The 12,127-nt window shown below is 52.2% G+C and carries 12 protein-coding genes; 7 read left to right on the forward strand and 5 right to left on the reverse strand.

Annotated elements, in window-relative coordinates:
• The first annotated feature begins 28 nt into the window (after positions 1 to 28).
• The 5 genes from OR1_RS00005 (at position 29) to OR1_RS00025 (ending at position 4,708) form a co-directional block, all read left to right on the forward strand.
• Entirely contained in the window at positions 29 to 973 is a 945-nt protein-coding gene (locus OR1_RS00005; RefSeq protein WP_041969179.1) for a 4Fe-4S dicluster domain-containing protein, read from the forward strand.
• A gap of 144 nt (positions 974 to 1,117) precedes the next feature.
• A complete protein-coding gene (locus tag OR1_RS00010) occupies positions 1,118 to 2,122 on the forward strand; it encodes a 4Fe-4S dicluster domain-containing protein (protein ID WP_041969180.1) in 1,005 nt (334 codons plus the stop codon).
• Positions 2,123 to 2,282: 160 nt separating this feature from the next.
• Positions 2,283 to 3,128: an FAD/NAD(P)-binding protein gene (locus OR1_RS00015; RefSeq protein ID WP_041969183.1), complete on the forward strand. Its 846-nt coding sequence runs from the start codon at positions 2,283 to 2,285 to the stop codon at positions 3,126 to 3,128.
• A gap of 27 nt (positions 3,129 to 3,155) precedes the next feature.
• Positions 3,156 to 3,374, forward strand: a complete 219-nt coding sequence (locus OR1_RS00020; protein ID WP_041969185.1) for a hypothetical protein — start codon at positions 3,156 to 3,158, stop codon at positions 3,372 to 3,374.
• Between the two features lie 5 nt (positions 3,375 to 3,379).
• Positions 3,380 to 4,708: a radical SAM/SPASM domain-containing protein gene (locus OR1_RS00025; protein WP_152609761.1), complete on the forward strand. Its 1,329-nt coding sequence runs from the start codon at positions 3,380 to 3,382 to the stop codon at positions 4,706 to 4,708.
• A 930-nt stretch (positions 4,709 to 5,638) separates the two neighbouring features.
• Here OR1_RS00025 and OR1_RS00030 read toward each other — a convergent pair.
• From OR1_RS00030 to OR1_RS00040, 3 genes are all read right to left on the reverse strand, one after another.
• Complete coding sequence (locus OR1_RS00030) at positions 5,639 to 6,871, reverse strand: EAL and HDOD domain-containing protein (RefSeq protein WP_041969186.1); 1,233 nt, start codon at positions 6,869 to 6,871, stop codon at positions 5,639 to 5,641.
• Positions 6,872 to 6,924: 53 nt separating this feature from the next.
• Positions 6,925 to 7,353, reverse strand: a complete 429-nt coding sequence (locus tag OR1_RS00035; protein ID WP_041969188.1) for a hypothetical protein — start codon at positions 7,351 to 7,353, stop codon at positions 6,925 to 6,927.
• Positions 7,354 to 7,662: 309 nt separating this feature from the next.
• The gene (locus OR1_RS00040; protein WP_041969189.1) at positions 7,663 to 8,040 is read right to left on the reverse strand and encodes a PH domain-containing protein; all 378 of its coding nucleotides are present in this window, start codon (positions 8,038 to 8,040) and stop codon (positions 7,663 to 7,665) included.
• A gap of 293 nt (positions 8,041 to 8,333) precedes the next feature.
• On the opposite strand from OR1_RS00040, the gene OR1_RS00045 reads away from it, so the two are divergent.
• Together OR1_RS00045 and OR1_RS00050 are read left to right on the forward strand one after the other, a co-directional pair.
• Positions 8,334 to 9,485 (forward strand): WD40 repeat domain-containing protein, encoded by a 1,152-nt coding sequence (locus tag OR1_RS00045; RefSeq protein WP_152609762.1) that lies wholly within the window; start codon positions 8,334 to 8,336, stop codon positions 9,483 to 9,485.
• Complete coding sequence (locus tag OR1_RS00050; protein WP_041969193.1) at positions 9,482 to 10,777, forward strand: multiheme c-type cytochrome; 1,296 nt, start codon at positions 9,482 to 9,484, stop codon at positions 10,775 to 10,777. Before OR1_RS00045 ends, OR1_RS00050 begins: the two co-directional genes overlap by 4 nt.
• A gap of 18 nt (positions 10,778 to 10,795) precedes the next feature.
• Here the strand turns inward: OR1_RS00050 and OR1_RS00055 are convergent, their stop codons facing one another.
• Together OR1_RS00055 and OR1_RS00060 are read right to left on the reverse strand one after the other, a co-directional pair.
• Positions 10,796 to 11,023 carry a VF530 family DNA-binding protein gene (locus tag OR1_RS00055; protein ID WP_041969194.1) on the reverse strand — a complete coding sequence of 76 codons (228 nt, stop codon included), beginning with the start codon at positions 11,021 to 11,023 and terminating at the stop codon, positions 10,796 to 10,798.
• A gap of 552 nt (positions 11,024 to 11,575) precedes the next feature.
• A complete protein-coding gene (locus tag OR1_RS00060) occupies positions 11,576 to 12,070 on the reverse strand; it encodes a PaaI family thioesterase (protein ID WP_041969196.1) in 495 nt (164 codons plus the stop codon).
• Positions 12,071 to 12,127 lie beyond the last annotated feature (57 nt).

The raw sequence follows: 12,127 nt of genomic DNA on the forward strand, positions 1-12,127 counted from the left end.
CAACATCTGACAAAAGGTTTTACCGGATATGACCATACCAACAGCACCAAGCACAACCCCACTGTTTGACGAGGCCTACTACGCTGCCGTAACAGCGGCCATCAGAGTCGAGGCGACGAAACTGCTTAGCGAAGGGACCGTCAGCGAAGTGATCGGCTATGTTGCCGGCAGAAGACCGGGCAGTGCCATGCCGGCAGTGATCACCGACCCGGCAAAAGCCAATGATCTGATCTTCTCCCCGGGCTGCCGGAACAACCTCTCGCTCTACCTGACCAAGGCGAAGAAAGAGGTGAAAAAGAGCGGCAAGGTGGCGATCGTGGCCAAGGGGTGCGACATGCGCGCCCTGGCCGGCCTGATCGGCGAGAACCAGCTCAAAAGGGAGAACCTCCATATCATCGGTGTGGCCTGCGCCGGGGTGTACAGCGCCAACAGCGACCAGGCAAAACCGCTCTCAGAAGCTTCTATCGCCCGCAAATGCCGGGAGTGCAAAGTACATCTGCCGGAAGGGGCCGACTTCATTGCCGGCGACCTGCCGCAGCTGCCACAGCTGCCCCCTATCGAGGCCGCAGAACTGGCCAGGCTGGAGGCAATGACACCCGAGGAACGCTGGGCATTCTGGAAAGAGCAGTTCTCCCGGTGCATCAGGTGCCTGGCCTGCCGCCAAGTCTGCCCCTTCTGTTTCTGCGAGCAGTGCCTGTGCGACCGGAACCGTCCCCAGGGGATCGAGTCCACCCCGCGGCCGGCCGGCAACATGGCCTGGCATATTGTCCGCGCCATGCACCTGACCGGCCGGTGCGGCGGCTGCGCCGAATGCGAGCGGGCCTGCCCCATGGATATCCCGCTCAATCTCCTGAACCGGAAGATGGCGCAGGAGATGAAGGAACTGTACGACTTCGAGGCCGGCCTCGCCCCGCAGGAAAAGGGGCCGCTTAACGAGTATAAGGAAGACGACGACCAGTCGTTTATCAAGTAGGAAGCGGTTCTTTTCCGCTCACTCGGCGTAAGTCTTCGGTCTTGCTTGTGTGCCGTAGCGCTGCTACGGCTCCGCGCAACCCCTCGACAGCCTTGATTGAGCGAAAAATACCTCGCTTCCGGGAATATAGCATCGGGATTACACATGCCAAAGACCATCACCAATCAGAATCTTCAGCTCCTCATCGATACCCTGCTCCAAGCTGGCACCCGTGTCGTCGGTCCCAAGCGGGCCGATACCATGGTCCTCTACGCCCCGCTCACCACAGGCGAGGAGCTGGACCTGACCGAGCTCCCCCGCCGGTCCGCCAAGGAGACCTTCTTTCCGCTCTGCGAGGAGATCCTCTCTTATGAGAAGAAGGACGGTAAGACCTGCGTGACCGACGTTGACCTGGGTAAGCTGCCGGAGACGGTGCTGATCGGTGCCCGGCCGTGCGACTCTGCGGCGCCGGGCATCCTTGATGCGGTCTTCTCCTGGGACTATAATGACGAGTTCTACCTGGAGCGGCGCAAAAAGACCGTGATCGTCGGTCTTGCCTGCACCAGGGGTGACGATGCCTGTTTCTGCACCGCGGTGGGGTATGCCCCGGACACGAAGCAGGGGAGCGACCTGTTTCTGACCCCGGTCGAGGGTGGTGGCTTTGTTGCCGAGGCAGTAACAGACAAAGGAACAACCCTGCTGGCAAAACATGCCGGACTGTTTCAGGACCAGGCTGCAGTCAGCCCGCTGCCGCTGGCACAACCGCAGCTGGCCACGCTGGATCTCGCCAGGATCAAGGAGTGGCTGGACCACAACTTCGAGAGCGATTTCTGGAAGGAGATCGCGGTCCGCTGCGTGGGCTGCGGGGCCTGTGCCTTTATCTGCCCGGCCTGTCACTGCTTCGATATCAATGACGAGGGTACTGAAGGCAAGGGGTGCCGCCGCAAGCACTGGGATGCCTGCGGCTTTGCCAAGTTCACCAACCACGCCTCGGGCCATAACCCGCGGGATGTGCAGCCGCAGCGGTATCGCAACCGGATCATGCACAAGTTCAAGTATTACGACGACAAGTTCGGCAAGACCCTGTGCACAGGATGCGGCCGTTGTATCCGCGCCTGCCCGGTGGGGATCGATATCGCGGCGATTATCGAAGAGATCGGTAAGAAATAGAAAATCCTTCACCGCAAAGACGCAAAGGGCGCAAAGAAAGACAAAAGACTTTTAAAAGTTAAAAGCGACTTCAGGTTTACTTTGCGTTCTTTGCGTCTTGAGTGAGCGCAGCGAACGGGCGGTTCACGGTTTCAAGTATCTGACTAAAAAGGTTCCTCTTATGTGCATTCCTGACAAGAACATCTACAAGCCGTATCTGGCCACCATTGAGAACATCATCGACGAGACCCCGGATGTCCGGACCTTCCGCCTGGTGTTCCAGGATGAAGCGGTGCGCGACAGCTTCAGTTTCCGTTCGGGGCAGTTTGCCGAGTACTCGGCCTTTGGCTATGGGGAGTCGACCTTCTGCATCGCCTCGTCGCCGACCCGCAAGGGGTATATCGAATGCTGCTTCCGGAGTGTGGGGCGGGTGACCGAGGCGCTGCGGCGGCTGGAAATTGGCGATACCCTCGGGGTGCGCGGGCCGTACGGCAATTCGTTTCCGATCGAGGCGCTCTATGGCCGGAACCTGGTCTTCGTGGCAGGGGGGATTGCCCTGCCGCCGCTTCGGACCCTGATCTGGAACTGCCTTGACCAGCGGGACAAGTTCGGGGAGATCACCATCGTCTACGGTGCCCGGACGGAAGATGACCTGGTCTACAAGCACGAGCTCAAGGAGTGGCAGGAAAGAAGCGACGTCAACCTGGTCAAGACCGTGGACCCGGGCGGCAACAGCGACACCTGGGACGGCAGGGTCGGGTTCGTGCCGACGATCCTGGAGGAGGCGGCGCCCAAGAGCGACAACTGCGTGGCGCTGGTGTGCGGGCCGCCGATCATGATCAAGTTCACCCTGCCGGTGCTGGAGAAGCTGGGATTCAGCGACGAGAACATCATCACCACCCTGGAGAACCGGATGAAGTGCGGCCTGGGCAAGTGCGGCCGCTGCAATGTCGGCAATGTCTATGTCTGTAAGGACGGTCCGGTCTTTACCGCCAAACAGGTCAAGGAGATGCCGCAGGAGTTCTGAGGAACCGGTACGGCAAAGGAGCTAACCATGGGCCGCAAACGAAAGTACACCAAGAGTTATGTTATATCTATTCGCGTTTCCGAAGAGGAGTTCAAGGATCTGAACCTGATCATGGAAACAATGCAGATCAAGAGGGTATCCGACATGATGCGTCAGGCACTAGGCTGCTTTAAAGACAGCTCATCAACATATTACCGACCTCCGACAAAAAGGAGCCGGATCCAGCCGCTCCGCAGTTTCGCATAAAATCCATGCCCTTCCCCCTCCCCTCAGAGATGGCAATCGATCATCCCGCGCGCCGGGGTGCGCCTGCCAAGCTGTTTGTCGAAGTGACCACCCGCTGCAACCTGAACTGCTTCATGTGCGTCAAACAAAACGGGGCTCACGCCATGAACGAAGGGGATCTTTCGCTGGAGCTGTTCTCCCGCCTCACACCCGCTCTGGCCGGGGTTGAAGCACTGGTGCTCAACGGCATCGGTGAGCCGCTCCTCCGCCCCGACCTGGAAGACTTTATCAGGCACGCAAAGAGACAGATGCCTGCCGACAGCTGGATCGGTTTTCAGTCCAACGGCCAGCTGCTCACCAACCTGCGGGCATCTTCCCTGATCGATGCCGGTCTGGACCGGATCTGCCTGTCAATGGACGCAGCGCTCCCGGCCACCTTTCAACGCGTTCGCGAGGGGGGAGAGCTTGCGGATATCGAGCATGCCTTCAGGGCGCTACGCCGGGCAAAGAAACAGTGCCAACGCCCAGGAGTCAGGATAGGGATCGAATTCGTCGCCATGCGCAGCAACCTCGACGAACTCCCGTCGGCATTGCGCTGGGCAGCGGAACAGGGAGCCGACTTTGCCATCATAACCCACCTGCTCCCCTACAGCGACCAGCATGCAGTCGAGGCTGCCTACAGCACCTGCTCCGCCCAGTCCATGGAGCTGTTCAACCGATATCGTACAATTGCCGACGGCCAAGGGCTCGACATCTATCGCTACCTGGAGGCGCGCTGGAAATACACCCGATCAGCGGAGGAACAACGTCTGGTAAAACTGGTGGAGGAGATGAAACAAGAGGCTGACCGGAGCAACCTCTTTACCGACATGAAACGCTTACTGCAAATGGATCCCCACTGGTCAGATCGTGTCGCCACCGTCTTTAACGAAACAACATCTGTCGCAGAGCAACTCGGGCTGGAACTGCGCCTCCCGGCTATTGCACTCCAGGAGCAGCGCCATTGCAGCTTTATCGAGGAAGGTGGCGCTTTTGTCTCGTGGGATGGCAACGTTTCCCCCTGTTATTTTCTCTGGCATCGCTACAGCTGTTTTGCCAGCGGCTGGCACCAAGAGGTACAGCCGAAGGTATTCGGCAACCTGCAGCAGCAAGGCATACTGGAAATCTGGAACTCACCGGCCTACCGCACGTTCCGGGAGCAGGTCGTCGGCTACGACTACCCTACCTGCGTTAACTGCACCCTTGCCCCCTGTGATTATGTCCAGACTAACGAATTCGTCCAGGACTGCCATATCCGCGAAGTGCCCTGCGGAGCCTGCCTCTGGTGCATGGGCGTCTTCCACTGTTTGAAATGAAAATATTTGGTGACTTAGATTTGAGCCGACAACCTGCGTTGTTCAACTTCCAGCATCACATCCCTTACAGATGTTCTGAAATTGCTCAGACATCCGCACTTTAACGGTTAGCACGTTCCAATACTAACCCCTCTTCTGTATACACCACTCCGAAATACGCCGACAAGATAGCCACTTATTATTTTGATGAAATAGTTGGACCGGTTTATGCTTTATTGGTTGTACAAGCAGCAACTACAAGGGAAGGAGGTTCGTAAGGATAATCTTCTCACAACAAAATAAAGTAACTGCAGTTCCTGGAGGTTGTGCCTCCAATTGAGTCCTGTCATTACAGGACCACCAGGATTGACCAAATCGATTGACCATCAGAAATTATTGAACCGATTTATGCTGTACTGGTTGTATGAGCAACGACTACAAGGCAAGGAGGTTCGTAAGGATAGTCTTCTCACAACAAAATAGAACAAGCGCATTTCTTGGAGGTTATGCCTCCTGTTGAGTCCTGTCATTACAGGGCCACCGAGATTGACCAAATTGATTGACCATCAGATTGAATTGTTGAGAATGAGGAATCGAGTAATAGTCGCTCTTTGCAAACATACACGTTTCAACATAGGGAAGGTTGTTGATTCCCATAGATCCTGACAAAACAGGATCTCCAGATCACTGGGATAAAGGCTGGCCGGTTATAGACGGTCAGCCTTTTGCTTTTATATTTGAGGAGATAAAAAAATGCCCCGATGCAGGAGGGGCGCAAAGGGGCTAAAAAGGAGGAATGACGTATGCGTTTTGATCGTCTTCCTATAACTGCTAATGCTAATCGTGTGCCAAATACACATTCAACAAAATCGAATAGTTACAAACAACACCGCGCCTATTGTTGTCCTTCATATGAGCATTTATGTTCAGAATAACACCTTGCCGCTTGTTTTACGGTTGATCACGCGACAGGTTATCCAGGGCCTTTATCTGTGAGGCAATTATCCCATCCAGCGATATCCCGAGTGCCTGTAAACCAACGGATGCAGCCCCTAGTTCGAGACGTTCCATCATTTCGGTCAATTCAAGCATACGTCCGTAGACCCCTTGACGAGAAACAAGGGCGTTCCTGACTTCATCGGAAAGGTTAAGGTCAGAGACTATCTGCTCGATGGATACCTGATAAATGCTGTCGAGCAATGACAAAATCCCGATCATGAATGCCTGGTCCGGCGCAGAATGAATTTTACCAAGAACAGGGTGTTCTTTGGCTAATTGTTCCATGAAACCTGCGCGTGCGGTTGCCATTTCAACCAAAGGGCTGTCACTGTCCGGCGAGTTTTCTGTAGTGAAGAGTGCCAACTGCACCCACCGCTTGATCTGCTGTCTTCCGAGTATGGTAAGTGCATGGCGGACATCACGTATTTTTTCTCTCATACCCATTGAAACTGAATTAACCAGAATCAGCAGTTTGTAGGTAAGAGCCGGACTCCCGCGAAACACCTTTTCCATCGCCGTATATGTCTCATCTGCAAGCAGCAGCTTGAGCAGCTGCAGCATTGCTGAGCTGTATCCATCGATACGTTTTTTTTCGATAAGGGAAGGTCGCGCAAAAAAATAACCTTGAAAATAGTCAAACCCTAAATCTCTGCATTTCTTAAATGCATCGTTGGTATCAACTTTTTCTGCAAGAAGCTTGGCAGGATAGCGTTTAAGTTCTTTGACCACACTTTGAAGCCGGTCTGGAGCGGTTTGAATAAGGTCAACCTTTATGATGTCCATAAGTTGATATATGGGATCAAGTTCAGCTTTATAGTCATGGTCGTCAAGCGCCATGACAAATCCCGACTCTTTCAGGAACCGGCACCGATTGGCAATAACATCGTCAAAAGAAATATTTCCGACGAGCTCCAGCCCAATCTGTTCTTTGGGCAGTATTTCAATAGCATTGTTCATAAGCATTTCTACGTCCACATTTATGAATCCCTGTCTTTCCCCAAGAATTCCCTTTATGCCAAAGCCGGACAGAGTATTCATAATGACGTTTGCGGTTGCTTGAGAAGCATTCTTCATTGATGCAGAAGCAGTAGAATCGGCAGACCTGAAGAGCAATTCATAAGCAACAACCTGTTCCTGCCTGTTGAGTATCGGCTGCCGTCCGACCAGATATCTTGGAGATTCCATACTCGCCCCCTAACAAATCTCTAACTGTCCGTACTCAGTGGCAAATATACAGATTATAATCTCAGCTTTTCATAGGCTGATTCAGGGTTATTGGAGTTCGCCAAAACTGACAGGGCTTTCAGGATGGATGATTTTCGCATCGCCTCTGACGATATTGTCAATCGATCAACATTGGAAGGTCTGTCACCGGTGTCGGTAGAATCAGATTTAACAACATCTTGAGGTTGGGCAGAGGAAGTGGAATAACCTTTTATCTCGGTTGGCGCTTTTTTGTCCGAACTCTGTTCCGACAACTGAGCAGCTCGTGATCTTGTCAGTGCCTCCTGAGAGATAGTCACCGTATCGGTTTTTATCTGCTCTATCGCCTTAGCGTCATTTTCTTTTGCCTTTTGAGAAGGGTTCAGATAGGCCGGTTGGGCAAGAGGATTAACGTCTTCCGGTTTCATCAACATGCTATTGTATGAAATTTGAACAGTTGACATATTTAACTCCTGTCTGCCCGCCACTACTTACTCGTTATTATAGATAGTTATGCAAACACTTCCCTACAGACAACAAACCTCTCAGCTAATGTTTGTACATAATCCGTGCCTGGGAAAATACTGTTGGCAGCCTGTCTCATGACTGGTCGCATGACCTTGCGATCACTGCAAATCGTTACATGGCTTGAAAAGGGTGGCAGATATACCAGCGGCAGGGGTCATTGGAGGTCAAGGAATCTCAGGTCTCCATTGACTGTACTGTGGACGTTCCAGGTACTTTGTCAGTAAGGACGGCAGGAAACAGATTGTTTACTTTATCAAGTGCTTAGCCAGTACCTTTTGTAAGTCATAAATGCTTACTTCGCTGTTGAACTTCTTGGTCAGAGGGGCAGAATCATTTCCAATCCATATCTTTAACTCTGCTTCAAGGTCAAACTGCCCGGTAGCCTCAACGCTGAATTTGTTAATTTTAGCGTACGGTATGGAAAGATATTCAACCCTTTTACCCGAAACACCCTGAATGTTTATTACTATGAGCCTTTTACTAGTGAACAGAAAGGTATCGCGGGAAACTTGAAAACCTACGTCCACGATTTCGCCATCAACCAGTAATTGCTCATATTCAGACTGCAATTTGTTTACGGCGACAACCCCCTCTTTACCCATCAATCCTGAAAGAAGACCCATATCTTTTCTCCTTGACCGCAGCTGTTCAGATACAGTGAAGTTTGCCGGCTAACCCGCTTGTGACGTAATCCCCGAATGCGACATATACTTTTTATCGACGAAATGCCCATAAACATTAATTCTCGTCACAATGTAATTTATAACGCGTCGCCTCAGTGTTGCAACCCTGCTCAAGGTCATATATCCGGTAACAGAACTTCAAGGCTTGTCAATTGGCGGTCATCTTGTGAAACTAATTCTCATTCAAATGCAAATCAGCTAAAGTCTTTTATTAACCATCAGGAGGTAGCCTATTGTCGCGTCCACATATTCCCCTTCCTTGTGTCGCATTCTTCATAACCATTCTTATCTCCATTTTGCTTGGGGGGTGTGCCGCTACTCTACCTGTTCACACACCGTTACCACAGGGGCTTTCTCTTGCAATGGTGGGGAGCATAGATCCCGAAGCTCCATTTGCCTGGCATCCTGATGGCGATATAATCGCCTTTGTGCGGGGCACGTTGCGAATAGAAAACCTTGCGACAGAGGAGAGCACCAAGATCGATGTCGTTCCGACGGCAATTGCCTGGTCGCCGGATGGATCGCTTTTGGCCGCCGCTGCCATCCAAGGCAAGAATAGCACCGTTCGCATCTTTGACATGCGTGGCGCAGTTATCAAAGAATCCATCATCCCCGGCCATATTTCAAGCGTTGCTTGGCGTTTCGACGGGGATCTGATTGCTGCTTCACTGACACTGGAGAGGTTCAAATTCGGCACGCACCTGCAGTCAAAGCTCTACCGATGGAACATGAAGACAGCTCCGGGGGTAACTACATTAAGTGAAGTCACCATCATGCCGGGAAGGGTTAAAGCACACGACAAGATCTATTTTGACTCCTTCTCCTTTGCCCTCTCCCCCCTGGGTGACGAAATCGCCTTTACCAAGCAGGTGGACCCTCCTAATTTCCCATCCTACCTTAAGATTATCGTCCGAAATCTTGAGAGTGGCGCCGAGAACGAAGCCCCAGGAGTTAAACTCGACCCAGGCGGCGTGATATTTTCTTCTGACAATGAACATCTGCTCTACGGTGACGGCGCAGGAACGATCAGACGGTTTGCCCCCTGGACAGGGGACGATGTTGCACTGATAGCCACACCAGGCCGCACCATCGCCCTTTCCCCAACTGACCGCTACCTTTTCGCCGACGGCAGACTCTTCCTCGACAAGCAGGAGGTTGCGGCTTTCCCCGTCGGCTGCGAAGCAGCTTTTGCACCAACCGGGAGCAAACTCCTGGTCAGGTGCGGCGAATCGCTTTCTGTGCTCAATGGGCTCATGGAGACATCTGTACCCGCAGTTTCGCAGGAAATAAGGAAACAGCTTCTGTCCCTTCGGAAATGGCGCAGTGAGGGGCTCATATCCAACCAGGAATACCAATCCGCCCAAAAAAGGATACTCAACCCATGAAGCATACTATCATTCACGTCACCATCCAGGTAATCGCAGCTTTCATCATGATATATCCTTCAATGGCCGAAGACTGCATCCCATGCCACCGGGAGAAGACCCCGGCCGCTGTTCGGCAATGGGAGGCAAGCGCACATTTCAAGGCCGGCGTCGGATGCGAGAAGTGCCACGGCAAAGACCATGACAAGATCATCAAGGGAGAGGCCCGGGTTGACATGAAGGTATGCGGCCCCTGCCACAAAAAGGCCCTGGCCGAGCACAACGCCAGCCGTCACGGCATGGCGCTCCATTCCGGCTGGGGATGCACCCGCAATATGCCGCTCCGAAACCAGAGCGAGTGTCGCTTCTGCCATGAAGACGGGGGCGGTATACCGCAGGGGGGCGTACAATGTGCCCGTTTCCTCAAACAGAGCAGCGAGATGGGAGCAATCGGGTGCAATTACTGCCACAGCGTAGAGAGCTCGTGCGCCTCCTGCCATACCAACCACAACACGAGCCTGGTAATAGTCCGCGATCCGAACTCATGCGCAAAATGCCACATGGGACCCGACCACCCCCAGTGGGAAATGTGGCAGACCTCCCTGCACGGCACCCTGTACGCCACGGCCGGCATTGCCACCGGCCCGACCTGCCAGACCTGTCACATGCCAAAAGGGACACATAATGTCTCCATCGGCATCACCATGAATTCCGGCGGGGTGCCGTACCCTGCCCAGAAGGCAGAGCCTGCCCGTAAGGAGATGCTGCAGATCTGCAACCAGTGTCATGCCCCGGAATTCGGCCGCAAGGAGTTGGCAAGAGGAGATGCTGTCCGGACCCAGAGCCTTACCATCCTTAAGGAGGCGGAAAAGATCATCTGGGACCTGTCGGACCGCTCACTTCTCGATCCCATGCCTGACCAGCGTCCGGACCATCCCCTGAGCGGAAAGAAGCTGGTTACCGATGCCCAGATGCTCTACGAAGACACATCCCACATCGAGCGGATCTTTTTCAAGATGAAAAAATACGATTATGCCCGGACCATCAAGGGCGCTTACCACCAGAATCCGGCCTATACACACTGGTACGGCAATGCCGAACTCAAAATGGACCTGATTGACATCAAGGCCGAGGCAAGCCGCCTCAGAGAGCGTGGCGGTATCAGCCCGGAGTTGAAAATACCGGCTGATCCTGCAGCAATGGCGGACAGGGAACTGCGCGTGCTGAGCAATCGAGTCAAACGGGGCGAGATAACAGAGGCTGTCTACGCAACAGAAAAGGCAAAGATACTGGAATCATTGAAACAGAAATAACTCCGGATTCACAATAACTTAACGGTTGAATAGCTTAATTTCCAAGTATAGAGATTCGACCTTGTCTCTGGCCCAGGGAGTTCTTCTCAAGAATTTTAAGCTGGAATTGATCGAGGGATTGATATTAAAGCATTTGACCTTGATTCTCTTGCCAAGTTCTTCCCAACCGTAAAGATCTACCAGTTCGTTAAGGATCTTTTCCAAGGTTATCCCATGTAACGGGTTGTAAGGTTGTTCCTGTAGCATGAATTGGCCTGTAAATTCTTGAGAATCGATCAATAGGTGATGAAAAATACCGTATCATGATTACCGATGTTCATAAATAAAAAATGCCCCCATGCAGGAGGGGAGCACAGGGGCTAAGAAAGGAAGGAAGTCCTTGTTTTTATGTCTTCCTTGTATTGTTTGTATAGCTAGATTAGTGCCAAATTATTACAGTTGATTTATAAGCACTTTTTTCCCTGTAGTCCTTCAGGCTGTATTGACAGTGCACATATCTGCTAAAAGTTGGGGCAGGTAACGCAGCTTCAGCCATTTGCAGATGTGTTCATACATCACATAAATAGCTTAGAAACAATATCCTCGTCGTACTCTCAAATATTGATAGTGTGTTTAATGTGTTACAAGCAGGTGAATCAGGTTCTGTGGCCAATAAGAAGAAGGCTCGTCCCCAAGGACAACATACGCTAACATGGCCGCAATGAACGCAATGACCGTGTAAAGGATAAATTTCGATTTCTTTATTGGTACGTCAAATTCATATGGATCTTCCTGGTTCAACTAAATCCACCCCCTAACCTATTTGATATTAAGATCTTTAGGCTGAATGGTGATACAGAGACATTCCCCCACTGAATACGTAGTTTTCTCGCAATAGATGCGGCCATGAACCATTATTTTGCGTCCCTCTGCGGATACTACCTTGGTCTCCACGCTGACTACCTTATGCAACGGCAGCATGTTTCGGAAACTGACATTCAGATTACCGACCACTATCGAATAACCGGCAGCCCAGGCGGCCAGTCCCAGAACCTCATCCATGACTGCCGCCATTGCCCCTCCGTGGGCGTGGTCGGGCGGCCCCTCAGTCTCAGGGCCGAACCATACCTTTGCCTTGAGATGGTGCTCTGAGTCCCGATAATAGCTGACCCTGAAACGATTGCCTTCGGGATCACCGGAAACGAAACGTAGTGAAGAGCCGACGGATGCAGCGGCATCGAATGGGGTCCAGTCAGTTTCTCCCCTTAGATCTGGTTTGTTGTTGCATGTACTGTTTGCAATTGTCTTATCCATTGTTAATGACTCCTTATCTATTGAATATCAACGAATCTGATCCATCCGAACGTATCC

Source organism: Geobacter sp. OR-1 (assembly GCF_000813145.1).
In the GTDB taxonomy this organism is placed as follows: domain Bacteria; phylum Desulfobacterota; class Desulfuromonadia; order Geobacterales; family DSM-12255; genus Geoanaerobacter.